We start from the raw sequence: 24,362 nt of genomic DNA on the forward strand, positions 1-24,362 counted from the left end.
ATGAACGTTGGAAAACGCCTGTTTCAATACGCACTTCACTATAAAAAGAACTTTATTCTCGGGCTTCTGATGCTTACTGTTGCCATTGGAGCGGAGCTGACTGGACCATTTATCGCCAAGACGATGATCGATGACCATATTCTTGGCATTGAGCGGCCATGGCATCAAGTAGATAATAAAGAAGAAGAAGCAGTGAAATACGATGGGAACTGGTATAAACGAAGCGATCATTTTGATCCTGGAGAAGATAAAGGAAAAGAAATACGTGTTATACAAGTTAAAAGAGACTATTTCGTTGTACCAAACAAAATAGCTTTTGATGGTGAACGAAAAGCGAGTAACAAAGAGGTGACGATTTCTTTTAAAGGAAAGTCAGAAACCTATTCGGCAGATAAACTAAGTACGAGTGAAACATTTGCTTTTTATAAGCCAGAGATCGCTGGAATCATGAAACTGACAATGATTTACTTAGGCCTTCTCGTTTTTGCAGCATTCTTTCAGTATGGTCAGCGCTATATGTTGCAGCGCTCATCTAATCTGGTTATCAAGAAGCTCCGTCAAGATGTGTTTGCCCACGTTCAGCGTGTAGCGATTACGTATTTTGATAATCAGCCTGCTGGGAAAATTGTTTCTCGTATCACGAATGATACGGAAGCGATCAAAGAATTATTTATTAACGTACTAGCAAACTTTTTTACAGGAATCATCTATCTGACAGGGATATTTATCGCGTTGTTCTTGCTGGATGTTAAGCTTGCAACAATCTGTTTGATCCTTGTACCAATTCTCGTTGTCTGGATCATTGTTTACAGAAAGTTTGCGTCTAAATACAATCATAAGATTCGTTCTACGCTGAGTGACATTAACGGAATGATAAACGAATCGATTAACGGTATGACCATTATTCAAGCCTTTAAAAGGCAAAAAGAGACTTCAGAAGAATTTGAAACGATGAACAAAGAATATTTCACCTTTCAAAATAAGCTCTTAAGCCTTAACGCGATGACGGGACATAACCTTGTGTTGTTATTAAAGAACCTTGCGTTCATGGCATTCATCTGGCACTTTGGTGGGCAGGCACTTGGCGTGGGTTCTGTTATTTCAATCGGTGTTCTGTATGCCTTTGTAGATTATTTGAACCGTATGTTCCATCCTGTAACAGGTATGGTGAATCAGCTTGCACAGCTTGAGCAGGCACTTGTATCTGCAGAGCGAGTATTTGTTCTGATGGATGAGCCTGGACAGAAAGTGACTGAATCTGAGATCGATCGATATAAAGGGAATGTAGAGTTTCAAGATGTGACGTTCAGTTACGTAGAAGGCGAACCAGTCCTTAAAAATATTGCTTTTGAAGCAAATCAAGGTGAGACAGTGGCGCTTGTCGGTCATACGGGTTCTGGGAAAAGTTCAATCATGAATCTGTTGTTCCGTTTCTATGACATTAAACAGGGGAAAATCATGATCGATGGCCAAGACATCATGCAGCTTTCTAAACAGGAGCTTCGTCAGCATATGGGTATCGTTCTACAAGATCCGTTCTTGTTTACAGGAACAATTACATCCAACGTGAGCTTAGATAATCCAGAAATCACGCGGGAACAAGTTGAAAAGGCACTTACAGATGTAGGAGCAATGCCGTTTATCAACAACTTGCCCAAAGGATTGGATGAACCGGTTATTGAAAAAGGAAGTACCCTTTCTTCTGGTCAGCGCCAATTGATTTCTTTTGCAAGAGCGTTAGCATACAATCCTGCTATCTTAATTCTTGATGAAGCAACGGCAAGTATAGATACAGAAACAGAAGCTGTGATTCAAGAGGCACTTGATGTGTTGAAGAGAGGAAGGACTACTTTCATTATTGCACACAGACTTTCTACGATTAAGAGTGCCGATCAAATTCTGGTTCTCGATCGTGGTGTGATCGTAGAACGCGGCAGTCATGACGATTTGATGAAAGAAAAGGGACGTTATTTCCAGATGTACCAGCTTCAACAAGGAAAAACGGAAACACGAGCAGTAAGCTAAACGTGAAAAGGAGCCTCATAGGGGCTCCTTTTTCTTATCCGTTTTTTTTAGAAGGTTGCTTGTAAAATAGTTTTAACTTTCTTCTTTATTCTTTTCATCCATCTCATCGTTTTGTTCGCCATCGTCTACACCGTTGTCTTGGTCAACACCGTCACCGCAAGCAGTTAATCCACCTAACGTTAACATTGCTGCCAATGTTCCAGCTGCCCATCTCTTTTTCCACATGTGAATCACTCCTCTTTTCATTTTTTAAATTTTTTTAAATATTTTTGTTTAGTGAAAGATTCCCTTAAAAGGGTCGATAAAACATATGAATATGTAAAATGAGCGTTTAGTCGCATGTAATTGCAACATATTGGGTGAAAAAGTGAATATAAGGGAAGAAGGAAATTAAATTGGCATCTATTTTAAGCATTTTAACAAAAAAGAAGAGTACGACAGCAGTACTTGATCCTATTGACAACCTTAAAGAAGACGTAAAAATCATAATATCCCCTAACAGTGAGTGGCAGAAGCAATTAAACATGATTTCCTTAACAGTGGATGATTTAGCAATCATTCGGTCGATCAAACCGTTCATCTCTGAGAACATAAGTGAGATTGTACACCGGTTTTATATGAATATCGAACATGTTCCTGGCTTGATGGAAATTATTCAAAAACACAGCTCAGTTAATAAGCTTCAAGTGACATTGATTAAGCACATACAAGAAATGTTTGATGGGGTTATCGATACAGCATACATAGAGCAAAGAAAAGTGATTGCCCACATCCATTTTAAAATTGGTCTCGAACCTAAATGGTATATCTGTTCTTTTCAGGATATGCTGCTATCCTTTTTATCTATTTTGGACAAACATATTGATAACAAAGAAGAGTATCAACTTGCTGTTAAAGCAGTAACGAAGCTCTTGAATTTTGAGCAGCAGATTGTCCTAGAAGCTTTTGAATTAGAGCAAGTAAAACAAAGGGAACAACATGAAGAGCAAAAAAAGCAGATTGCGGTATCTGTTGGTGATTCTGTAGAAGAGTTAGCGAGTATCTCAGAAGAAACGAGTGCTGCTCTAGAAGAGTTAACGTCAAAGGCTGATGAAGTGGTCGTTTTTGCAAAGAACACAGCAGAATCAGCCGTACAGGTATCCAATAATTCGTTAGCAGGTAAGAACAAGCTAGACGATCATCAACAAATGATTCTAAAAGTAAAAGACCAATCAGAGCAAATTACAGCTGAATTAATCAACTTGGAACAAGCAACAGTAAAAATTAACGATGTTGTAGACATCGTAACAGCGATTGCTGAACAGACGAACCTTCTTTCTCTTAACGCAGCGATAGAAGCTGCTAGAGCAGGAGAAGCTGGAAAAGGATTCTCCGTCGTCGCTCATGAAGTTCGAAAGTTAGCAGATCAAACAAAGACCTCTGTTTCAGGTGTTTCAGAACTTGTAAAGAATACGCACAAACGAATTGAAGCTGTAACTCAATCCGTTGAAAGTATTCACAATTATATAAACGATAGTGTAAGTGAAGCTACGGAAATATCAGATTTCTTTGTAGCCATTCTTTCTAAGATGGATGAGAGTACGGATCGAAGCGGAAAGCTCGAAAGAGAAGTAGAAGTGATGGCAGAAGTTATAGAAGAGTTGAGTCACGCTGTAGGTCAGATTGCGGTTTCAGCAGATTCGTTAACAAATGTTACGAAAAGCATGCAACAAGAATAAAGAAGGGATCCCGCGGGATCTCTTCTTTATTTATTGATAACATATTGTGCTCTATTGGTTTCGAATGAAACGATGTTATCGTCTGTTCGAATATCATTAATCCCGTCGATTGGTATTTCGTACGTAATTGTAGGCAGCTCCACTTGTGAGCCTTCTTCAGATGCATAAGCTGTACCGTGTAAAAACAATATGTGGTCACCTAGATAGTCGTCATGTGCGTCTCTTTGTTCAAAGGTTGCTTTATCTAGTGAAATTCTGATTTGATCTAGATCTCCTGCTTCTTCTTTGCGAATAGAAATCTGGTTACCAGACCATCCATTTAGTACATCTTTTAGTTCGATAATTTTAGTATCTGACATTGTTTTCACCTCATTATTCAATTTTCCCGTAATCCTTAAACTTAAACCGGAGAATAATGAGTAATTAGATATAAAAATTTTTAAGAGTGAGATTTTTTTGGTCTAACGATTTTAGTGGGGATGCTGTTGTATATGTCTCTTTTTATAAACGAAAAAACTCATAAAAAGCTTTTTAGCTCTTTATGAGTCGTTCAGCATTTAAGGGTTCAGCTCCACAATTTTATGAGCTCCCCAAGGTGCAACACTTATGATAACATCCATGTCTCTTGCTTGCTGTTCAAGTTCTTTTCCCGTGTTCTCCTGAACATAGTACCTCTCAAATCCATAAGTAAGCTGGATTTGATTGAAGGAGCCTTCACCCCAGACTTTTTCAGCTTTCGCTGTTAATAAAACCTGATTTTCCGTTACTTTGGGTTTTTCTGAATAAACCTTATTAATGACATAATATCCTTCTTTATTTGGTTGCAGAACAACATAAGCTTTATGATTACCGCGTTCGAGTTCAGCTGCATCTCCTTCATAACTCTTGAGAGGAGCTGTACTAATATCATAGTGAAGTGTCACATAGTCACCATACAAAAGGTCTCTTGGATCGACGGGAACGGTCTTAATCTTGATCTCTTTTCCAAAATAATCGATGCTGTAATAACTTCCTACGATAAAGAGCAGGAAAAGAACTTGCAGAAGGGCAGCGATCATCCAACCTCTTTTTTTAATCATGATGCGGACCCCCGTTTCTTAAGATCTGCTTTTTCTTACGTTGGAGAAACGCATTTAGTATGAATAAAAGAACTCCGCCAAATAAGAAGAAGATGGACTTTGGCATAAAAGACCATGCCAGATTGAAGTATCCCATTAAACAAACTAGCAAAAAGAGTACGATTCCAAAATTGATTTGCGAACGACTTTCGTTCCGATAGCCTTCAGAAAGCTTGTATCCCGAAAAAACGAACATGATAACCAAATAGATAATGCCTACTATTAATGAATCCGTCACTTTAACAAGGTAAAAGAACGGCAAGAAAATTAATAGTTCCCATGCATGCAAGTATAAATTCTCCTGACGTTTTCTGATGACTGATAGAGCGAATAGGACGACCAAAACAGGAATGAATAGATAAGGATTAGGCAGCTCTAAATCTGAAGAAAATTCATTTGTAAGCAAGAAATATAAACCGTAAGCAAAACCAAAGCCAATGAGTGTTCCTAGTCGATTAAACGGTTGTTTAAATACGTTCTTTTCAACCCATAAGCCACTTGTAAATAGCGCAAATCCAAATATGAAGAACCATAGTAGATTAATATCATTAACCGTAATAAACATGAGACCTTGAATACTGAGTCCAATCGTGAAAACCCAAGATTTTAGAGTGGACGGATATAAGAAAACAAAGCCTCCAACAGCTATTATAAAAAGAATACATAAAAGATAACTAAAGCTTTGAAATTCATTTATGCTGTAAAGTTGCCCTCCAACTGTTAGTAGCCCAAGAAGAAAGAAATAAAGCTTGTGGCGATCTCTGAATAAATAAAAGATGGCAGGAAGGCTCCAAAATACGAATAAACGAGCATCGACGGCATTTAAATGAAAAGTTTGACCTAAGAGAATGATGCTTGCTCCAAATGTAATAATTCCAAGAAGATTAAGGGAAGTTCCTAATGAATGATGGCCTGTTTTCAAATACCGTTCACCAGAAAAGTAAAAACTCAGCATAAACACGATAAGTAAGGAAAGTCTGGCGATGGGTGAGATTTCTCCCCAATTTGAAGCGATGAAAGATAAGATACCGATGCCGATTAAAATACTGGCTAAAATGGGTAATACACCAGTAACTTTTCGCTTGTCTTCGGAATCTGGATATCTTGCAACGATTAAATCTAACTGATCTTCAGTGATGATGTTGTCAGCGATCCATTTTTGACCTTCTTTTCTCATCCATTGTTTGTTCATGTTTTACCACCTCAATTCATGTATATGTAAAGTCCTTATAAAACAGGACGAAACACCAATATTCTCTTTTAGTGTAATATTACACAAAGTAAATCTTGTTATCAAGCAATAAATTGAAAAGTGTATACGAATTCTTATGTTTAGACAAGGTGAACAAAAAGAGAACAGCTATCCAGGCTGTTCTCAAAATTATTACATTTATTTTTTGTCTTGTACATAATGCACGATTTTTAAAACGGTCTTTCGAGGCAAGAATCGAACGATGTTAGCCAAAGCTTTATTTTTAAATCCTGGAATTGCTATTGAATCTTTAGACATTAAGGCATTGTAGCCTGACCGTGCAACATCGCTCGCATCCATCGCACCTGATTGAAACAAACGAGAAGATTCAAGGCTTGCACGCTTTTCGAAGTTTGTAGCTGTAGCTCCCGGGCAAAGAGCAGTAACGCTAACATCTGTATGGCGTAGTTCATAGTTGATTGCTTCTGAGAAGGAAAGTACATATGCTTTTGTCGCATAATACACCGCCATTAAAGGTCCAGGTTGGAAAGCTGCAGTTGAGGCTACATTTAGGATCTTTCCTCGATTACGCTTAATCATTCCAGGAAGGAGCTGTTTAGTCATTGTTGTTAGGGCGGTAATGTTAACTTGAATCATCTCTTTTTCATCTTTCCATGATGTCTCGTTAAACGGTCCATAAGCAGCAAATCCTGCATTGTTGATCAAAACGTCAATCTTTATACCTTTTGCAATTATCTCTGCAGTCAGTTCTTCCGCAGCGTCTGTTTTGCTTAAATCTTTTGCAAATACGGTAACGTTAATACCGTATTTTTTTGACATTTGCTCGGCAATTTCATTAAGCTTTGTCTCATTTCTAGCTGTAAGCACCAAGTGATAGCCGTCTTTTGCAAAGAGATTGGCAAATTCAAGACCAATTCCGCTTGAGGCACCTGTAATGAGAGCATTTTTATTATTTATCATAAGAAACATCCTTTCTTATATCATGTTTATATGTTTAAGAATATCAACATGATAACATATCTTTAAAAATAAATAAACAATAACTAGTTAAAAAAGGTATGATAAAAGAAAAATGAATATTTTGACAAAGGAGGTGCGCACCATGAAAAACGTAATGATTGCAAAACACCCTGCAACAGGTGAAACCATTGATCAGTGGCTGGAAACGGGAGAAAATCAAGTACCTGAAATGTATGAAAAAGCGTCTGCTGCTTTTCAATATTGGTCCACTCGTTCGTTAGAAGCTCGATTAACGTTTATAAAAAAAATTAAGCAGTATCTGCTAGATAACATGGATGAACTTGTAGATGAAATTTGTGCTGCGACTGGAAAGGTGAAGACTGAAGCGCTAACAGCAGATCTTATGCCTGTTATTGATATCATTGGACATTATGAAAAGCGCGCACCAAAAATTTTAAAGCGGAAAAAAGTTTCCACCCCGCTTCTTTTTATCGGTAAATCTTCGTATGTGGATTATTTTCCTTTAGGAACAGTTTTAGTCATCTCTCCATGGAACTATCCTTTTCAATTGTCGATGACACCTGTAATATCTGCGTTGATGGCGGGGAATTCTGTGATTTTAAAACCATCTGAGGTTACACCTACGATTGGACTGTTGATTGAAAAAATTGCGAGAGAAGTAAATCTGCCTAAAAATGTCCTTCAAGTTGCGCACGGGGGAAAAGAGCTTGGACAAGCTTTAGTTTCTGGTACGCCGGACGGAATCTTTTTTACAGGATCTGTAGAGACAGGGCGTAAGATTGGTGTTGAAGCAAGCACGCGCTTTATTCCTTATACACTCGAGCTTGGCGGAAAAGATCCTATGATTGTATTTGAAGATGCTCACATAAATAGAGCAGTTAATGGTGCAGTTTGGGGGGCATTCACGAATGCGGGACAAGTCTGCATGTCGATCGAGAGAGTTTATGTGCAACATGCGATTCATGGTGAGTTCATCGATCGACTTGTGGAAGAAACGAAGAAACTTAAGCTTGGTGAGGATATAGGTTCATTAACTTTTCCTCACCAAAAAGAGATCATTAGAAATCACGTGAAGGATGCATTAGACAAAGGAGCTCTTCTGCTAACGGGCAAACATCCTGATCATTGGGGAGAAAGCATGTATTTAGAACCAATGATCTTAACGAATGTTACAGAAGAAATGAGCATTATAAAGGAAGAGACGTTTGGACCTGTACTGCCAGTGACATCGTTTGCATCAGAGGAAGAAGCGATTGAAAAGGCGAACAGCACGGAGTTTGGTTTAAATGCAAGTGTATGGACAAAGGATTCGACGAGAGCGAATCGTGTGACTTCAAAGCTTGTAACAGGCAGTGCAGTGATTAATGATGTGATGGTTTCAGTTGCAAATCCCCATCTACCATTTGGCGGTGTGAAAAGCAGCGGTGTAGGCAGATATCATGGAGACGAAGGCTTGTTCATTTTTACTCGTCAGATGTCTGTGATGAAGGATGCTGGAATCAAACAAAGAGAAGTGAATTGGTATCCGTATGAAAATAAATACTCAAAAATAAGAACATTGATCAAAGCCTATTTTTCAAACAGCAAACAGAGGGCTGAATTAATACGTTCAGGCATCAAACAGCTTCGGAAAAAATAAGAACTGTTTTCGCTTTGCAGAGTTGCTTTTGAATGTAGTTGATTTCCGTTATAGATGCTCGCTTTCAACGGGGCGAACGGTCAGCCTCCTGCCGCTATGCGCCCTTAGGAGTCTCGACACTTCCACTTCAATCATCTTGTCAATGAAGTAATAACAAAAAGAAAAGTTAGCTAAAATAAAAGCGATTCAGCCAATCATGCTGAATCGCTTTTTAGAAGTCTTTTTTCAATAGAAATGACAGTTAAGTTCTTTAAAAGGTGTTGCTTTTGAGTTTTTAAAAAGGCATCTTTGAAAGGTTGATTGTAGTGTAAGGTGGAAGACTTTTGGGGGATCAGTGTGACAGGTGAGACACCTTATGGCGCAAAGCGGCAAGGTGGCTCACCGCACACCCCCCGGAAAGCGAGCACCTGGAACGGAAATCAACTCCCCACAAGACATACGAATTTAACAAAAATCTACAGAATACATTCCTCTTCAATAATGTGAATGAGCTGTTTGAGCTGAACCACGGTTTGGTCAAGAGTTAAGAAATAAAAAATCTCTTTCCCTTTTTTCTCGGTCCCAACAATTCCAGCTTCTCGTAATATTTTTAAGTGATGGGAGACTGTTGGCCGTGACATAGGAGATTGACTCGCGATATCCGTTACATTCATTTTATCTGTTTCCGCTAAAAGCAGGACAAGGTCTTGTCTGACTGGGTCACCTAATGCTTGAAACAAAGGGATTGTTTTTCTGAACATCTCTACTGCATATTCATTTGACATATTCTTTCACCAACTTTTTCATAATCATCACATGATTTCATCTTACTATAATTCAGTATAAACCAAATAGACAACCTTTTTGAATATCTTACCGATTTGTAATGGGAACATCGCTATATATTGCCAGTGCCATGAGCGAATATAGAACACGGTGAGATACACAATAAGTGCAAGGGGGTGAAACACATGGCAAGAAGAAATAAATTGGTTGTCCCAGGAGCACAGCAAGCAATTGATCAAATGAAATATGAGATCGCATCTGAGTTCGGTGTTACACTTGGCCCAGATACAACTGCTCGTGCGAATGGCTCGGTTGGTGGGGAAATGACAAAACGTTTAGTCGCAATGGGTCAGCAGCAGTTAAGTGGCGGTAATCGCTAACTTAGCTTGTAGTTGATACAAAGGGGGGTGGAGGAATCCACCCTCTTTTTAAATCGAACTGGAGTTGATAATGATGGCGATGTGTCCGATCTGTAATAACTTTCAAACCATAAACGTCCGGTGTCCAGAATGCGGAAGAGCGGTTCAAGATCAAGGAAGAGTGAGTGACTTTTTCGACGATTACAGCCCCTACATGGAAGTGGATGAACTAAAACTAGAGGATGGCTATCCAGATAATTTTACAGACAGCCAGTGCCCACACGTTTTTTATTGTGATGCTTGTCATCAAGAAGTTCTTTTTTTCATTGGTGAATGGGAGTGAAAAAACCTTCATATCCAAAGAGACATGAAGGTTTATTGGCTGATTTTGATTCTTCTTTCAAGCAATACTCGAAGACCATCCAATAGAGAAGTTAAAATCCAATAGATGACTGCAGCTTCTAAGAGAACGGGAAGTACGATAAGTTGTGACGCGCTAATTTGATCGGCCATTAAGGTAAGCTCTGGTACGGTAATTACAGATGCTAATGAAGAGGCCTTAACGATATCAATCAGTGAATTCCAAACGGATGGAATAGAAATTCTCCATGCTTGAGGGAGAATAACTTCTTTATACGTAAGATATCTGTTCATTCCAAGAGAGAAAGCAGCTTCCCATTGCCCTTTTTCGATCGACTGAATAGCACCTCGATACGATTCTGCAATATAGGCACTAAAGTGGAGTATGAGTCCAGCAAGCGCCGCTTGCCAGCCCTCGGGTACATAAATAAACGTAAAGCCGTTATAAAGAATTAATAATTGAATTAATAATGGCGTTCCTCTGAAGAAAGAAATATACCCTTTAGCAATCCCTGACAAGAATTTATTAGATGACATCCTGCATAAAGCAATGACCAATCCAAAAATAAGCGCTCCGAAAATGGATACAAGGCTGATGACGATAGTAAAAACAGCTCCCTCCAGCAAATAGGGGAGGGAGTTGATCAGTATTTCTGATAGGTTATTCACTTACGTTTTCTCCAAAATATTTTTCGGAGAGCTTTTTCAGTGTACCGTCATTCTTCATTTCTTCAAGAGCTTTGTTTACATCTTTAATTAGATCTTTGTCATCTTTTCGGAATGCAAATGCCATTTCGTTCTCGTTAAATGGCTCACCAACAGCTTTAACGTTATAATCTGTTTTCTTTAATTCTGTCAGGATGAAAAGCTGATCGTTCATTGCAGCATCTACACGATTAACATCAAGATCAGTTAAGACTTGTGCAGCACCTTTATAGAACTTTGTTTTTGCTCCAGCTTTTTCAGCTTCAGCAGCATAGTTACTTCCTTGTGTTGTACCGACTACTTTGCCTTTTAAATCTTCAATCCCTTTAATATCTTTGTTATCTTTGTTGACGATAACTTGTCCGCCAGAAACGGTATATGGAGTAGAGAAATCATATTTAGCTTTTCTTTCATCCGTAATGGTTACTTGATTCGCTACAAGATCAAATCGTTTAGAGTCTAGAGAAGTAAACATGTTCTTCCATTCAGTGGCTACAAACTTCGGCTCCATATCAAGGCGTTTTGCTACTTCCTTTGCTACTTCAACATCATATCCTGTGATTTCGTTTGTCTTTTTATCACGGTAGGAGAATGGTGGATATGTAGCTTCTGTACCTATTGTAAGTACTTTTTTATCTGAACCTGAACCTGATTTTGACTCGTCAGAATTTCCGCATGCTGACAACAGAATGACAGAAAGAGCGAGAGCTGACAGGAATTTAAATGTGTTTTTCAATTGAAGTCCTCCTCGTCAGGACAATCCCGACAATTTTTATAGAATTAATTTTATAAACGAACGACGATTTCGTCAATCATTTAACATTTTCCCCGATAAAGAAAAAAATAACAGGGGAATTACAAGAAATCCTTTTATGCACAAAAAAAAGGTGACCCAAAGAATGAAATCTTTAGATCAACCCTTTACTTAATTTGAGATTTAACGGATACGTAGCTCCGTTTCTTTATCAAAGAAATGTGCTTTGTTCATGTCAAACGCTAAGGAAATGTCCTGACCGTTGCGAATGTCTGTACGTGAATCTACTCGTGCGATAAAATCTTGTCCGCTAACTGTAGAGTACAAGAACGTTTCAGCACCCATCAGTTCAGCAACGTCGATCTTCGCTTCAATCTTCGTGTTTGAAGATGACTCTAAGAATACAGGCTCGTCATGAATATCTTCAGGACGGATACCTAGAATAACATCTTTGTTGTTGTAGCCTTTTTCTTGTAGAATCTTCATTTTTCCGCCAGGAACGGCAATCTTCGTGTCACCTACTTTAAAGAATCCGTCTTCAAGCGTACCGTTCAAGAAGTTCATTGCAGGGCTTCCGATAAATCCACCAACAAAGACATTTTCAGGAGTATCGTATACTTCTTTCGGAGATCCAACTTGCTGGATACGTCCGTCTTTCATAACAACGATACGTGTTGCCATCGTCATTGCTTCTGTTTGGTCATGCGTTACGTAGATTGTAGTCGTTTGCAGACGTTGGTGAAGCTTTGTGATCTCTGCACGCATCTGAACACGAAGTTTTGCATCTAGGTTCGATAACGGCTCATCCATCAAGAATACCTTTGCATCACGAACGATGGCACGTCCTAGTGCAACACGCTGACGCTGACCACCTGAAAGTGCTTTTGGTTTACGATCCAAGTATTGCTCAAGACCAAGAATACGTGCTGCTTCTTTAACACGCTTTTCAATTTCTTCTTTGCTGAACTTTCTAAGCTTAAGTCCGAATGCCATGTTGTCATAAACGTTCATGTGAGGATACAGGGCATAGTTTTGGAAAACCATCGCGATGTCACGATCTTTTGGAGCTACATCGTTTACTACACGATCGTCGATGATTAGATCACCTTCAGAAATTTCTTCTAGACCAGCGATCATACGAAGTGTTGTTGATTTACCGCAACCAGATGGTCCTACGAATACGATGAATTCTTTATCCGAAATATCGAGGTTGAAATCATGTACAGCTGTTACTTTATTTTCATATCTTTTGACGATGTTATTTAATTTAATACCTGCCATTTGAATAATTCCCCTTTCGATGTAAACGTTTTCTTAATATTTTAAGTTTACGCTTTCATATCAGTAATCGTAAATGGACGACATGCCTAAAATAAAAAAAACTCTTTATGCAATGTGCACAAAGAGGATTTTTGAAGCTAGCGAAGATCTTTTTGTTCGATAAGAAGAATGGCCAAGTAAACGGTGAGTGCATTCTTCAATTGCTTAACATCAATACCTGTTTTGTCATAAAACTTTTCCACACGATATTGAAGGCTGTTTCGGTGAATATATAATTGTTTCGCTGCTAACGAAACGTTAAGGTTGCATTCAACAAATACTTTGATGCTTTTTAGCGTTTCCTCGTCTTCTTCTCGCCATTCTTCTACTAGTGATGTTAATGTTTGATCGGCCATCGGACTGGCGGTCTGAAGAAGGATATAGGGAACGATATCAGGGACCGTATACACGGATTTAGGCATCAAGCAATTTCTAACCTCTAAGAACTGCTGTTGCTCTCTGTCGTATGTTTCTTTTGCGTGATGAAGTTGATTGTTATAGCACCCTATATAAATAGAAATATCTAAATAAAAGTCTGTAGAGAGCATGTCTTTTAACGCTTCATAAGGTGTTTCACTAAACTCCTGTTTTGATGTCTCGATAATAACGCCACTCTTAAGGTCTCTGTTAAGAAGAAGAACAGAATCCTCCGGAAAAAGTCCATTGACCGCTTCTGAAAAAGAAGCATAATCGGTAATCGGCTGCTTGCTAAAAAAGTGTACAAATCGATAGAAACCCTCTTCCGTTGTTGTTTTTTCATCAAAAAGAAGCGATTTCCATTTTAACTGCTGTGCTGAAAAAGTATTTGCAAGATTATCATTTTCATATGTGTTAAACATCGATCGAAGTAATGTTAGTTCTGATTCTGAAACAGCAGATTTAGAAATACCGAATGGTTCGCTGTCATCTGAAAGGAACCAGTAAAATCCATGCTGCTGAGAGAGGTCTGTTGTTATGGAATTCTTATAGTGCTTCTTTAGCTTATCGAGCATCCTTTTTCATATCCTTTCAAGAAAAAGCTTGCTATTATTATAGCAATGTTATGTGGTTAACTAAACTAACAGATTCCCAAGAAGGAGGAGACACCATGAAATCGTGTCCTTGAGTAACTTCTGCAACGGTCGTGTACGACTGGGATAATAAAGAAATCTGGACAAATAAAAAAAATTGGGACAAGCAGGAACCACCAAAAGGATCAAAATCACTGATTCTTACATTTGATGATGGGCCATCCTCCGTTTTGGTTGAACTGCTGGATATTCTCAAAAAAAATAATGTCAAAGCGCTGTTCTTTTGGCAGTCAAAGTTGTTGCATAAAAATCGTCCTTGGAAACGTGTGATAGAGGAAGGTCATATGATCGGTGGACATTCATTGCGTCATCGCGTTTTAACAAGACTTTCTTATAGTGACCAGCTGCATGATATTACTACGAATTTGAAACAGATAGAGACACTAACGGGTCAAAAAGTAAAGTATTTTCGTCCGCCTTACGGACAGTTTAATGAAGATACATTGCAAGTTCTAAAAGAGCTCGGAGTGGTCCCTTTCTTATGGGAAGTGGCGGGTCTCGACTGGGAACCCAAACAGAATCCTTTACACATAGTTCATAATATCTTGAATCATGCTGAGGATGGCTCTGTTATCTTGCTTCATGAACTAAAGCAAACGGTAGAAATTTTAGATGAACTGATTTCTGAATTAAAACTAGAAGGCTATGAGTTCTTATTGCCTCCTAAATAGTTAAATAGGGAGCGGCCAAGATGAAGAAAAGAATTGTCGTTTCATTTAGTGGAGGAAAAGACTCTATTTTAGCTCTGTATCGACTACAGAAGTCTGAAGAATGGGAGATTGATTCCTTACTAACTACGTTGACAGAGGACTATGAGCGGACAACCATGCATGGCGTTCGTAATGAGCTTTTAGAAATGCAGGCAAAATCACTTGGTATACCGCTTCGAGTGGTTTGGATACCTAAAGATTGTCCGAATGATCTATACCAACAAAGAATGAAAAATGCTGTTGATGACATCATATCCGATGGTATACAGTACATCATGTTTGGCGATATTTTCTTAGAAGATGTAAAAGAGTACCGCGAAAAAATGTTAGACGGTACAGGGATCACGCCAATCTTTCCAATATGGGGCGAGAGTTCTGAGGAAATTATTGATGAGTTCTTACGTAACGGGTTTAAGACTGTTGTATGTTGCTCTGATACACTAAAAATAGATCCCTCCTTTACTGGCCGTGTCATAGACGAGGAGTTTATAGAAGACTATCCGAACAAGCATGATATATGTGGTGAAAACGGAGAATTTCACACCTTTGTTTTTGATGGACCGAACTTTTCCTTTCCTGTTACGTACACCTTAGGGGAGACGCGAATGGTAAGAGATATGATCAGTAATGAAGATCGTTTTTATTATGTGGATATCCTTCCGAAAGGGTAGGCTAAGTGTTTAGCATAATTATAATTCACGTATACTAGGAAAATAGAATCTAGAGTGGAGACAAAAATATGGACGTATGGATTTCAATTTCAATCATGGCGATCGTCGGTGCGTTTATTGGGGGATTAACAAACTCTATTGCAATCCGGATGTTATTTCGACCGTTTAATACAGTATACATTGGTAAATATAGAGTTCCATTCACTCCTGGACTTATACCGAAGCGAAGAAAACAACTTGCTGTTCAACTTGGTGAAACCGTAACTAAGCATCTTCTGACCGCAGAAGGAGTGCAAGCGAAAATTAACGATGTTGATTTTCGCAATGAGATGACCGAACTCGTTCAGATAGAAGTGAAACGCTTTTTAAAGAGTGATATGACGATCAGTCAACTGCTTAAACAAGATTTTGGTGTGGACGATGTTCAGAACCGAATCCAAACGACAACTGAAGTATGGCTGAGTACTCGAATGAATGTAATGCTTCAGGAATCAAACGGCAAGGAAATGAAAGAAATACTGCCAGAAAAATTTGTTGCTGCAGGTGAAGAAAAGCTACCAGAAGTCGTAGATTGGCTCTTGAACAAAGGCGTTCTTTATTTAGAGAGCGAAGAAGGCCGGAAATCACTAGCGAGTGGCATTGATGCATTTCTAATGGACAAAGGGATGCTCGTTAATATGGTGTCTATGTTCTTCGGGAATGTAAGCATCGCGGAAAAAGTACAACCAGAACTGATCAAGTTTATGAAACATGAAAACACAAGGGATACCGTGCTGAATCTTATCCAGCAAGAATATCGCAACTTTATGGAAAAAAGAATGGATGAAGCGCTTGGGTTACTGAACATGCCTGAAATGACAACAGGTCTAGCAAAAGAAATTACCGCAAGACTTCCGATCGAAGAGTATTTAAACACACCTGTTTCTTCGTTAGCGAGTTCAGTTGAGAGCTGGGTTGTTGATGACCTAACACCAAAAGCAGTGGCTGCGGGTCTTGACCTATTTGTCGCACGATTAGAAATGCTGCTTGAAAAGATGCATCTTGCTAAGATTGTGGAAGAACAAGTTGAGGCATTTTCTCTGGAACGTCTAGAGGAAATCATCATCTCGATTGCAAAAAGTGAACTTAAGATGATTACATGGCTTGGAGCTCTCTTAGGTGGAATTATAGGTGTATTTCAGGGTATCCTTGTACTATTTTTGTAGAGTCTGTTATAGTGGGTACCGTAGTTAATCAATAGGAGGTATTTTACCAATGGCAAACGTATATGATGTTGCTTACGATTTAGAAAAAGCACTGCGCAATAGTGAGGACTTTACAGCTTTAAAACAAAGCTATGATGAAGTAAATAACAATCCGGAAACGAAAGAACTTTTTGGTAAATTCCGTGATATTCAAGTAAATCTTCAACAAAAACAAATGAACGGTCAAGAAGTGACTCCTGAAGAGATTGAAGAAGCTCAGAAGCTTTTTGCTGATGTACAGCAGAACGAAACGATCTCAAAGCTTATGGCTGCAGAGCAACGCATGAGCATGATCATCAACGATCTAAATAAGGTAATCACAAAACCACTGGAAGAGCTTTACGGACCAATGGTTGAAGAAGATGGACAACAGCAATAATGATGTACTGATTTAACCCCCTGTTACTTTTGTAGCAAGGGGTTTTCTTTTTGCATGATATTTCTTATGTTTGTCCGCGTTCTAAAGCATGTTTCAAGGTCATAAACTTAACACGAGTTCTTATACTATATTTTCGCGAAATGGGGGGAGCGCATCATGGTATACCGTTTACTAGCGATTGACATCGACGGAACCCTACTGCGAAGCAATTTCCGTATCGATAAAGAAACGAAAGAAGCCATTGATTATGTGCAGCAAAAAGGGGTCTATGTCACACTCGCTTCGGGCAGGAGTTTTCCATCTACACAAAAGATTGCAAAAGCGTTAAAGATCGACAGTTATTTGATCAGTCATAATGGTGGATTCATTGCTTCATCTCTTGATGAACCTCTTCAAGAAAAAAGGTTATCGGTAGAGGATACGTACAGAATAGTAGAAGTGCTTGGGAATTACGAATGCCACATGCGTGTAGTCCATGAGCGCTTCTCTGTCGGCAATCAACTCAAGCAAAAAAGTCAGCTTGTTGCCAAATTAACATTGAGCACGGGGGATCCTTTGTTCTACCCTGTATCTTTTACAGAGAACCTAGGAGATTATGTTCTCGCACAAGAAGTGGCACCGCCAAAGATGGATGTACAGTTCTTTGATGAAAAAGAATGCGAGTCTGCTATGAAGTATCTAAAAGAACATATGCCAGATTTTGAGTATTCTTCATCAGCCAAATGTCAGTTAGAGATCACAGCTAAAAAAGTAACAAAAGGAAATGCCTTAAGGTTCCTTGGTGAGAAACTTGGCATCGCTCCAAATGAGATGGTAGCGATCGGGGATTCTTATAACGATTTAGATATGATCGAGTTTGCAGGTCTAGGTGTGGCGATGGCAAACGCACCTGATGAAGTGAAGAGAAAAGCGAAGTGGATCACGCGTACAAACGACCAACTAGGCGTTCCGTACATGATAAAAGAAGTGTTCCGCAAGCAGATGCGCTTCCAGACGATGAAAAGATAGTTAGTTGGTGATAAAGAGGGCTCTTTTTTAGACATTTTGTCTGAGAGGAGTCTTTTTTTTGTTGAATGGTGCAGAGTGAAGGTGCAGGGATCGCATGCGACGAGGTAATATGCTCGCTGGCGGGGATTTATGCTCGTTGGCGGAGATTTATGCTCGTTTACAGAAATCCCCTCTTAAGGCATTAGGCTCACCGCACGCCCCATAGAAAGCAAGCTACCTGAAGCGGAAATCAACTTCTTTCAAAGAGCAACAATATATACGAAAACAGCCTTTCATAAACATCGCCTCACTTCGACACCTCCCGTCGAATTTCGTAAAAAACGTTTCAGTTTTATTACAAATGTAGAAAATGAAAGGGTTTTCATGAATCGTGACGAATAATATTTATGTAAGAACCACAATGCAAAGGGAGGATTCAAATGGAAAAAACTTTAGACCTTCAATTAAAACCAAAGGTGGCCGAGTTTCTTAACGGAACGAAAAAACATTTTATCAATGGAGAATGGGTCAGCTCCGCTAGCGGAAAAACATTTGAAACGTTAAACCCTTCAACTGGAGAAGTACTAGCCGTTGTATCTGAAGGTGGAACTGAAGATATCGACAAGGCGGTAAAGGCGGCAAGAGCAGCTTTTGAAACAGGTTACTGGTCGAAAATGCCTGCTTCAAAGCGAAGTTACTTAATCTACAAATTAGCAGAATTAATGGAAGAGAATAAAGAAGAATTAGCACAGCTTGATACATTAGACAACGGAAAGCCGATTCGTGAAACGATGAATGCGGATGTTCCGCTTGCGATTGAACATTTCCGCTATTATGCTGGTTGGTCGACAAAAATCGTGGGACAGACAATTCCTGTAGCAGGAAGCTTCTTCAACTATACGCGTCATGAAGCGCTTGGTGTAGTTGGACAGGTCATTCCTTGGAACTTCCCATTATTGATGGCAGCTTGGAAGCTTGGTGCTGCACTTGCGACAGGATGTACGGTCGTACTGAAGCCAGCTGAGCAAACACCTCTTTCTGCACTTTACTTGGCAAAATTAGCACATGAAGCAGGGTTCCCTGAAGGTGTGTTAAACGTTGTAACGGGTGCTGGTGAAACAGGTGCGGCGCTAGTTGATCATCCAAACGTGGACAAAATCGCATTTACAGGTTCTACTGAAGTAGGAAAGCTGATCATGCGTAACGCGTCTAACTCATTGAAGCGTGTAACGCTTGAGCTTGGTGGTAAATCACCAAATATTATCTTGCCTGATGCTGACATGAGCCGTGCCGTTCCTGGTGCGTTAAGCGGAATCATGTTCAACCAAGGACAAGTTTGCTGTGCAGGATCACGTTTATATATTCAAAAGAAATCATTCGATAATGTAGTAGCAGACCTTGTGTCTCATGCGAAGAAAATTAAACAAGGTCCTGGGTTAGATCCAGATACTACAATGGGGCCGCTCGTATCTCAAGAGCAGCATAACCGCGTTCTTGGTTACATTCAAAAAGGACAAGATGAAGGTGCAGAATTGTTAACAGGAGGAACAACTCCTTTTGACAAAGGATACTTTGTTGAACCGACAATCTTCGCTGATGTTGATGATAAGATGACGATCGCAAAAGAAGAAATCTTCGGACCAGTTGTGGCAGCAATGCCGTTCGAAGATTTAGATGATGTAATCTCTCGTGCGAACGATTCTGAATATGGTCTTGCTGCAGGACTTTGGACAGAAAACTTAAAGACAGCTCACTATGTATCTAACAAATTACGTGCAGGTACAGTGTGGGTGAACTGCTATAATGCTTTTGACGCTGCTTCACCATTCGGCGGATACAAGCAATCGGGTATCGGACGTGAAATGGGATCTTATGCATTAAACAACTACACAGAAGTAAAGAGTGTGTGGGTTAACCTAAAATAGACAACAAGATATATCGGGGTCAAAGAATTGAACGGATAAATAAGAAAAACCGGGTGCTTGATCCAGCATCCGGTTTTTGCGTTTAAATAATGGTTATGTTCAAGAGTTGAATATCTTCAATTAAAGCATCACCTTAATAAATCGCAATCCTGTATCATCATAATCTAGACTACGATAGAACTCATGCGTGTCTGTTCGGTGCTTGCCGCTATTAAGTAGGATTGCTGTACATCCTTGTTCTTTTGCCCATTCTTCTCCATAACGAACCAGTTCTTTACCGATGCCATTTCCTCTGAACTCTTCACTTACAACAAGAGCAGAAATACGAGCATAGCAGCCGTTTTTTTCAAAATAAATTCCTTTTGTTAAGCCAATCATCCCAATAACCTGGTCATTTACACAAGCTACAAAACAAGCATAAGCAGAATTAGGAAGCAACGTCTCTAATCGCTCTGTCATCTCCTCGGGCTTTGTTGGGTAACCGAGCTCTCCCATCAAATAAGAAAGTTCGTAACTGTCATCGTATCTAGCTTCTCGTAGAATTACTTCACTCACTGTTTTCTCCCTCGTTTCCATGAGTTTCATTAGCGATGGAAAAGAAGCAACTGTCCCTTTGGTGAAGTTAGACGATGCGTTTTTTCTTGCATGTTCAGTTCAGCCAAACGGGCTTCTCCTTGCTCTTTTGCTTCAGAGTCGCTAGTTGCAGAGATGGTTTCATCCAATATTTTTTCCCCATTACTTTCGTATGCAGTTAGTGCGTATGTATTCATGATGATCGAACTCCTTTCGTATCTAAAATTGATTTCAACATTCGACGAATTTTTCCTGCCACAAACTTAAGAATTTGTATGAAACTTAAGGAGTTCCACCCCGTACTAGGAATATATGGTATATTTTACAGCGGGAGGGATATAGTCATGTTGACCATTAACGAGGTAAGAAAACAGTTTGGTAGTTTTACAGCCGTTGACGGAATTAACTTACAGATTCCTAGAGGCGAAATCTTCGGTTTGTTAGGTGCGAATGGTGCGGGGAAAACGACGACATTCCGTATGATCTTAGGATTATTAACACCATCACAAGGAAGAATTACATGGAACGATAAAGAGATCTCTTATGAGACGAGTGACCTTATAGGGTATCTACCCGAAGAAAGAGGATTATATCCAAAACTGACAGTACGAGAGCAGTTGATCTATCTGGGTCAGTTGCGCGGCATGACGCGGTCACAAATACAAGAACAGACGAATAAGTGGTTGAAGCGCTTCGGTGCTGAGGAGTATTTAAATAAGAAGGTAGAAGCATTGTCTAAAGGAAATCAGCAAAAAATTCAGTTCATTGCGGCGGTCCTTCATCGTCCGGAACTTTTGATTTTAGATGAACCGTTTAGCGGATTAGACCCTGTGAACGTTGAGCTTCTAAAGAGTGCTGTTCATGAGCTGAAAAAAGAGGGAACGACGATTGTCTTCTCCTCTCACCGAATGGAGCATGTAGAAGAGTTATGTCAGCATCTGTGCATCATGCATAGAGGAAAGTCAGTGGTTCAAGGAAATCTAAAAGAAATCAAGCGATCTTTTGGGAAAAAGAACGTTTCTGTTAAAGCAGACTTTGATCTAACTTATCTAAAAGATACGGCTGGAGTTATCAAGCATCGTTCAACAGGGGACGGAATCATTCTTCAAGTGGATCGAGAAGAAGTGGCAAAAGATTTATTCCAGGCTATTCAATCAAAAGGGTTCGTAAGGAAGTTTGAACTTGAGGAACCTTCGTTAAATGATATCTTCATCGAGAAAGTAGGTGTTGTTCATGAGTAAGTTTATGACCGTAATGATGCATACATATCGTTCTAAAATAAAGTCAAAACCATTCCTGATCACAACACTTATTACAATCGGTCTGCTATTTGTAATAACGAATATGAACGAGATTACAAAAATGTTCGGTGAAGATGAGGTTTCTAAAATTGGCGTAATCGACCAAACAGGAGATACGCTCCCGGCTCTTCAAACACAACTTAAACAAACAAGTGATGATCTGAAAGCAGAAGCGTTCACAAAATCAGAGAGTGAAGCAGAAAAAGCAGTACTTGATGGGAAGATAGAAGGCTTTTTAATCCTCGATCGTGATGCTTCAGGTATCATCACAGGAACATATAAAGCCGAAGATGTAACACAACAGAGCTTGATCGCAGATGTAGAGTTAGCGCTGCAGCAGATTAAGAACAAATCAGCCGCTGAGTCCATTGGATTGAACCAAGAACAGCTCGCTGCTATTTATTCGCCGGTTTCTTTTGCTAAAGAGTCATTGTCTGATTCAGCGAAAAGTGAGGAAGAGGCAGCTCAAGTATACATCCTAGTCTACGTGGTCCTATTTTTCATGTACATGGCCGTTATGATGTATGGAAGTATGATCGCTGTAGAAGTAGCAACAGAAAAATCTTCACGTGTTATGGAAATACTGATTTCTTCTGTATCACCTGTGACGCAAATGTTTGGAAAAATCTTTGGTATCGTACTCGTCGCATTAACTCAGCTTGCGTTGTTTGTTGCTGGAGGGTTTCTGGCAGTGAAATTAAACGGACAGCTTAGCGGAAGCGAGAGTATCATAAATGAACTAAAGCTGAATGAGATTCCAACGTCATTAATCATCTATGCTCTTGTGTTCTTCATCTTAGGATTCTTCTTATACGCTACTCTCTTTGCGATGCTTGGATCATTGATCAGTAGAGTTGAAGAAGTAAATAATTTGATGACACCTGTAGTGATTGTAATCGTGGCAGCATTTATGATCGCCATGTTCGGCAGAGAAAACCCAGAGTCTGGTTTTGTTGCAGCTGCATCATACTTCCCGCTATTTACACCGATGCTCATGCTGCTTCGCGTAGGGATGCTTTCATTACCGGTTTGGGAAGTAGCATTGGGAATCAGCGTTTTAATCGGAGCTATTTTCTTGTTCGCAATCATTGGTGCTCGTGTATATCGCGGAGGTGTTTTGATGTACGGAAACGCGCCTTCCTTAAAATTGTTTAAGCAAGCCCTTCTCTTATCTAAGCAGGAGAAGAAAAATACAACAGATGTTTAATATCATGAAAAGAGAGCTCTCAAGCTCTCTTTTTTTACATGTTCAAAAGCGAACGTGCTTTCGTATATATGTTAAAATGAAGGGAAGAATGGTAGAAAAAGAGGATGAGTGAAATGATAAAGTTTTTACATTGTGCAGATCTCCATCTAGATAGTCCGTTCAAGGGACTTTCCTCGTTGCCTGATGGGCTTTTTAAGCGACTTTCTGATAGCACGTTCGTATCGTTTAAAAGACTGATGGATGTGGCCATCTCAGAAGAAGTAGATTTTGTAGTGATTGCAGGAGACCTTTATGACAGCGGGAACCGAAGCTTAAAGGCTCAATCGTTTTTGAAAAACTGTTTTATGAAACTTCAGAGTCATCACATAAATGTATATGTTGTTCATGGCAATCATGATCCATTAGATGGACAATGGGTAGATCTAGAGTGGCCGAGCAATGTGCACTTTTTTGATGGCAACCACATTCAAACTCTCCACTTTAAAAAACAGGGAAGAGTAGTAGCGGCTTTGCACGGATTTAGTTATGAAACAGCAGCTGTTACAGATGATCGAACGTTGCATTATCCGGAAAGAAATGATGATTTGTATCATATCGGGATTTTGCATGGACAGGCAGACGGCTATAGCGGACACAGCAGATACGCACCGTTTTTACTAACAGAGCTTCTTAAAAAAGGCTACGATTATTGGGCGCTCGGACACATTCATAAAAGATTAGATTTAAACATAGAACCACCCGTTCGTTATTCAGGGAACATACAAGGCAGACATAGTGGTGAACTTGGTGAAAAAGGTGGTTACATCGTTACCTTAAACCATAATGAAGTTGAAAGTAAGTTTTATTCCACTTCTGATATTGATTGGCAAGAATGCCGAATTGATTTAACTGAAGTTGATAGTCTGCAAGATGTGATCCATCTGTGTGAAAAAAAGATTAACATGCATCAACAACGAAATAAAGGTGTACTCCTTGTATTGAAGCTGACTGGTCAAACACAGCTTTATCATGAGCTTTTGGATGGAACGTTCGTAGAAGATCTAGAAGAAATTTTATGTGAAGAAGATTATGATTCTTCTTTTGTGCATGTTGTTTCGATTAAGAATGTAACAACTCCTTCTCTTCAGGAGGAACGATCCATGAAACAGTCTGCCTTTTTTCAAGATTTACAGAGTGTTTTAGAAGATGATTCTGAATTGCAGCAGGCGATAGCTGAGTTGTCTACACACAGAACAGCTAGAAAATACATAGCGTTGAATGAACAAGATTGGGAAGATATTAAACAACAAGCAGAACAATTATTATTATCAGAACTTCATAAAAGCAGGTAGGTGGAAA

General features: G+C 39.4%; 26 protein-coding genes. 14 read left to right on the forward strand and 12 right to left on the reverse strand.

The window, feature by feature from the left end; genetic code table 11:
- A complete protein-coding gene (locus tag I5J82_RS00480) occupies positions 1-2,025 on the forward strand; it encodes an ABC transporter ATP-binding protein (protein WP_198766192.1) in 2,025 nt (674 codons plus the stop codon).
- A 72-nt stretch (positions 2,026-2,097) separates the two neighbouring features.
- Here the strand turns inward: I5J82_RS00480 and I5J82_RS00485 are convergent, their stop codons facing one another.
- On the reverse strand, positions 2,098-2,250 hold the full coding sequence (locus I5J82_RS00485; protein WP_171005532.1) for a hypothetical protein: 153 nt from the start codon (positions 2,248-2,250) through the stop codon (positions 2,098-2,100).
- A gap of 170 nt (positions 2,251-2,420) precedes the next feature.
- Here I5J82_RS00485 and I5J82_RS00490 point away from each other — a divergent pair, with 170 nt between their 5' ends.
- Complete coding sequence (locus I5J82_RS00490) at positions 2,421-3,743, forward strand: globin-coupled sensor protein (RefSeq protein WP_198766193.1); 1,323 nt, start codon at positions 2,421-2,423, stop codon at positions 3,741-3,743.
- Positions 3,744-3,769: 26 nt separating this feature from the next.
- Here the strand turns inward: I5J82_RS00490 and ymzB are convergent, their stop codons facing one another.
- From ymzB to I5J82_RS00510, 4 genes are all read right to left on the reverse strand, one after another.
- Positions 3,770-4,102: a protein YmzB gene (gene ymzB / locus I5J82_RS00495; protein WP_198766194.1), complete on the reverse strand. Its 333-nt coding sequence runs from the start codon at positions 4,100-4,102 to the stop codon at positions 3,770-3,772.
- A 198-nt stretch (positions 4,103-4,300) separates the two neighbouring features.
- On the reverse strand, positions 4,301-4,822 hold the full coding sequence (locus tag I5J82_RS00500) for a GDYXXLXY domain-containing protein (RefSeq protein ID WP_198766195.1): 522 nt from the start codon (positions 4,820-4,822) through the stop codon (positions 4,301-4,303).
- On the reverse strand, positions 4,815-6,053 hold the full coding sequence (locus I5J82_RS00505; protein ID WP_198766196.1) for a DUF2157 domain-containing protein: 1,239 nt from the start codon (positions 6,051-6,053) through the stop codon (positions 4,815-4,817). The genes I5J82_RS00500 and I5J82_RS00505 overlap by 8 nt, the downstream gene beginning before the upstream one ends.
- A 198-nt stretch (positions 6,054-6,251) precedes the next feature.
- Positions 6,252-7,034: an SDR family NAD(P)-dependent oxidoreductase gene (locus I5J82_RS00510; protein ID WP_233096367.1), complete on the reverse strand. Its 783-nt coding sequence runs from the start codon at positions 7,032-7,034 to the stop codon at positions 6,252-6,254.
- A gap of 142 nt (positions 7,035-7,176) precedes the next feature.
- On the opposite strand from I5J82_RS00510, the gene I5J82_RS00515 reads away from it, so the two are divergent.
- Positions 7,177-8,694 (forward strand): aldehyde dehydrogenase family protein, encoded by a 1,518-nt coding sequence (locus tag I5J82_RS00515; RefSeq protein ID WP_198766197.1) that lies wholly within the window; start codon positions 7,177-7,179, stop codon positions 8,692-8,694.
- A gap of 455 nt (positions 8,695-9,149) precedes the next feature.
- Here I5J82_RS00515 and I5J82_RS00520 read toward each other — a convergent pair whose 3' ends face one another.
- On the reverse strand, positions 9,150-9,458 hold the full coding sequence (locus I5J82_RS00520) for an ArsR/SmtB family transcription factor (protein WP_066391336.1): 309 nt from the start codon (positions 9,456-9,458) through the stop codon (positions 9,150-9,152).
- Positions 9,459-9,644: 186 nt separating this feature from the next.
- Here I5J82_RS00520 and I5J82_RS00525 point away from each other — a divergent pair, with 186 nt between their 5' ends.
- Positions 9,645-9,839, forward strand: coding sequence for an alpha/beta-type small acid-soluble spore protein (locus I5J82_RS00525; protein WP_066239924.1), 195 nt, complete (start codon positions 9,645-9,647; stop codon positions 9,837-9,839).
- A gap of 70 nt (positions 9,840-9,909) precedes the next feature.
- A complete protein-coding gene (locus I5J82_RS00530) occupies positions 9,910-10,161 on the forward strand; it encodes a hypothetical protein (protein WP_233096368.1) in 252 nt (83 codons plus the stop codon).
- Between the two features lie 32 nt (positions 10,162-10,193).
- Here the strand turns inward: I5J82_RS00530 and I5J82_RS00535 are convergent, their stop codons facing one another.
- From I5J82_RS00535 to I5J82_RS00550, 4 genes are all read right to left on the reverse strand, one after another.
- Positions 10,194-10,847, reverse strand: a complete 654-nt coding sequence (locus I5J82_RS00535) for an amino acid ABC transporter permease (protein ID WP_198766198.1) — start codon at positions 10,845-10,847, stop codon at positions 10,194-10,196.
- Positions 10,840-11,619 (reverse strand): transporter substrate-binding domain-containing protein, encoded by a 780-nt coding sequence (locus I5J82_RS00540; RefSeq protein ID WP_233096369.1) that lies wholly within the window; start codon positions 11,617-11,619, stop codon positions 10,840-10,842. Before I5J82_RS00540 ends, I5J82_RS00535 begins: the two co-directional genes overlap by 8 nt.
- Positions 11,620-11,820: 201 nt before the next feature.
- Entirely contained in the window at positions 11,821-12,918 is a 1,098-nt protein-coding gene (locus tag I5J82_RS00545; protein ID WP_198766199.1) for an ABC transporter ATP-binding protein, read from the reverse strand.
- Between the two features lie 137 nt (positions 12,919-13,055).
- The gene (locus I5J82_RS00550) at positions 13,056-13,949 is read right to left on the reverse strand and encodes a PucR family transcriptional regulator (RefSeq protein WP_198766200.1); all 894 of its coding nucleotides are present in this window, start codon (positions 13,947-13,949) and stop codon (positions 13,056-13,058) included.
- A 131-nt stretch (positions 13,950-14,080) separates the two neighbouring features.
- On the opposite strand from I5J82_RS00550, the gene I5J82_RS00555 reads away from it, so the two are divergent.
- From I5J82_RS00555 to I5J82_RS00580, 6 genes are all read left to right on the forward strand, one after another.
- Positions 14,081-14,698 carry a polysaccharide deacetylase family protein gene (locus tag I5J82_RS00555; RefSeq protein ID WP_332873613.1) on the forward strand — a complete coding sequence of 206 codons (618 nt, stop codon included), beginning with the start codon at positions 14,081-14,083 and terminating at the stop codon, positions 14,696-14,698.
- Between the two features lie 20 nt (positions 14,699-14,718).
- Positions 14,719-15,408 (forward strand): Dph6-related ATP pyrophosphatase, encoded by a 690-nt coding sequence (locus I5J82_RS00560; RefSeq protein WP_198766201.1) that lies wholly within the window; start codon positions 14,719-14,721, stop codon positions 15,406-15,408.
- 68 nt (positions 15,409-15,476) lie between these two features.
- A complete protein-coding gene (locus tag I5J82_RS00565) occupies positions 15,477-16,613 on the forward strand; it encodes a DUF445 domain-containing protein (RefSeq protein WP_198766202.1) in 1,137 nt (378 codons plus the stop codon).
- A gap of 49 nt (positions 16,614-16,662) precedes the next feature.
- Entirely contained in the window at positions 16,663-17,031 is a 369-nt protein-coding gene (locus I5J82_RS00570; protein ID WP_066391346.1) for a YlbF/YmcA family competence regulator, read from the forward strand.
- Positions 17,032-17,187: 156 nt separating this feature from the next.
- A complete protein-coding gene (locus tag I5J82_RS00575; protein ID WP_198766203.1) occupies positions 17,188-18,039 on the forward strand; it encodes a Cof-type HAD-IIB family hydrolase in 852 nt (283 codons plus the stop codon).
- A 419-nt stretch (positions 18,040-18,458) separates the two neighbouring features.
- Positions 18,459-19,943, forward strand: a complete 1,485-nt coding sequence (locus I5J82_RS00580) for an aldehyde dehydrogenase family protein (RefSeq protein WP_198766204.1) — start codon at positions 18,459-18,461, stop codon at positions 19,941-19,943.
- Positions 19,944-20,063: 120 nt separating this feature from the next.
- Here I5J82_RS00580 and I5J82_RS00585 read toward each other — a convergent pair whose 3' ends face one another.
- Both I5J82_RS00585 and I5J82_RS00590 read right to left on the reverse strand, forming a co-directional pair.
- Positions 20,064-20,498: a GNAT family N-acetyltransferase gene (locus tag I5J82_RS00585; RefSeq protein ID WP_328085768.1), complete on the reverse strand. Its 435-nt coding sequence runs from the start codon at positions 20,496-20,498 to the stop codon at positions 20,064-20,066.
- A 29-nt stretch (positions 20,499-20,527) separates the two neighbouring features.
- Positions 20,528-20,713 carry a YhzD family protein gene (locus tag I5J82_RS00590; RefSeq protein ID WP_198766205.1) on the reverse strand — a complete coding sequence of 62 codons (186 nt, stop codon included), beginning with the start codon at positions 20,711-20,713 and terminating at the stop codon, positions 20,528-20,530.
- 147 nt (positions 20,714-20,860) lie between these two features.
- Here I5J82_RS00590 and I5J82_RS00595 point away from each other — a divergent pair, with 147 nt between their 5' ends.
- From I5J82_RS00595 to I5J82_RS00605, 3 genes are all read left to right on the forward strand, one after another.
- Positions 20,861-21,757: an ABC transporter ATP-binding protein gene (locus tag I5J82_RS00595; RefSeq protein WP_198766206.1), complete on the forward strand. Its 897-nt coding sequence runs from the start codon at positions 20,861-20,863 to the stop codon at positions 21,755-21,757.
- Positions 21,750-23,024, forward strand: a complete 1,275-nt coding sequence (locus I5J82_RS00600; RefSeq protein WP_198766207.1) for an ABC transporter permease — start codon at positions 21,750-21,752, stop codon at positions 23,022-23,024. The genes I5J82_RS00595 and I5J82_RS00600 overlap by 8 nt, the downstream gene beginning before the upstream one ends.
- Before the next feature lie 113 nt (positions 23,025-23,137).
- Entirely contained in the window at positions 23,138-24,355 is a 1,218-nt protein-coding gene (locus I5J82_RS00605) for a metallophosphoesterase family protein (RefSeq protein WP_198766208.1), read from the forward strand.
- Positions 24,356-24,362 lie beyond the last annotated feature (7 nt).

Origin of the sequence: Fictibacillus halophilus (genome assembly GCF_016401385.1) — a bacterium.
GTDB lineage: Bacteria > Bacillota > Bacilli > Bacillales > Fictibacillaceae > Fictibacillus > Fictibacillus halophilus.

Coding starts and splice junctions, on each gene's coding strand:
- I5J82_RS00480 (WP_198766192.1), top strand. CDS start 1: ATGAACGTTGGAAAACGCCTGTTTCAATACGCACTTCACTATAAAAAG.
- I5J82_RS00485 (WP_171005532.1), bottom strand. CDS start 2,250: ATGTGGAAAAAGAGATGGGCAGCTGGAACATTGGCAGCAATGTTAACG.
- ymzB (WP_198766194.1), bottom strand. CDS start 4,102: ATGTCAGATACTAAAATTATCGAACTAAAAGATGTACTAAATGGATGG.
- I5J82_RS00500 (WP_198766195.1), bottom strand. CDS start 4,822: ATGATTAAAAAAAGAGGTTGGATGATCGCTGCCCTTCTGCAAGTTCTT.
- I5J82_RS00505 (WP_198766196.1), bottom strand. CDS start 6,053: ATGAACAAACAATGGATGAGAAAAGAAGGTCAAAAATGGATCGCTGAC.
- I5J82_RS00510 (WP_233096367.1), bottom strand. CDS start 7,034: ATGATAAATAATAAAAATGCTCTCATTACAGGTGCCTCAAGCGGAATT.
- I5J82_RS00515 (WP_198766197.1), top strand. CDS start 7,177: ATGAAAAACGTAATGATTGCAAAACACCCTGCAACAGGTGAAACCATT.
- I5J82_RS00520 (WP_066391336.1), bottom strand. CDS start 9,458: ATGTCAAATGAATATGCAGTAGAGATGTTCAGAAAAACAATCCCTTTG.
- I5J82_RS00525 (WP_066239924.1), top strand. CDS start 9,645: ATGGCAAGAAGAAATAAATTGGTTGTCCCAGGAGCACAGCAAGCAATT.
- I5J82_RS00530 (WP_233096368.1), top strand. CDS start 9,910: ATGATGGCGATGTGTCCGATCTGTAATAACTTTCAAACCATAAACGTC.
- I5J82_RS00545 (WP_198766199.1), bottom strand. CDS start 12,918: ATGGCAGGTATTAAATTAAATAACATCGTCAAAAGATATGAAAATAAA.
- I5J82_RS00550 (WP_198766200.1), bottom strand. CDS start 13,949: ATGCTCGATAAGCTAAAGAAGCACTATAAGAATTCCATAACAACAGAC.
- I5J82_RS00560 (WP_198766201.1), top strand. CDS start 14,719: ATGAAGAAAAGAATTGTCGTTTCATTTAGTGGAGGAAAAGACTCTATT.
- I5J82_RS00565 (WP_198766202.1), top strand. CDS start 15,477: ATGGACGTATGGATTTCAATTTCAATCATGGCGATCGTCGGTGCGTTT.
- I5J82_RS00570 (WP_066391346.1), top strand. CDS start 16,663: ATGGCAAACGTATATGATGTTGCTTACGATTTAGAAAAAGCACTGCGC.
- I5J82_RS00575 (WP_198766203.1), top strand. CDS start 17,188: ATGGTATACCGTTTACTAGCGATTGACATCGACGGAACCCTACTGCGA.
- I5J82_RS00580 (WP_198766204.1), top strand. CDS start 18,459: ATGGAAAAAACTTTAGACCTTCAATTAAAACCAAAGGTGGCCGAGTTT.
- I5J82_RS00590 (WP_198766205.1), bottom strand. CDS start 20,713: ATGAATACATACGCACTAACTGCATACGAAAGTAATGGGGAAAAAATA.
- I5J82_RS00595 (WP_198766206.1), top strand. CDS start 20,861: ATGTTGACCATTAACGAGGTAAGAAAACAGTTTGGTAGTTTTACAGCC.
- I5J82_RS00600 (WP_198766207.1), top strand. CDS start 21,750: ATGAGTAAGTTTATGACCGTAATGATGCATACATATCGTTCTAAAATA.
- I5J82_RS00605 (WP_198766208.1), top strand. CDS start 23,138: ATGATAAAGTTTTTACATTGTGCAGATCTCCATCTAGATAGTCCGTTC.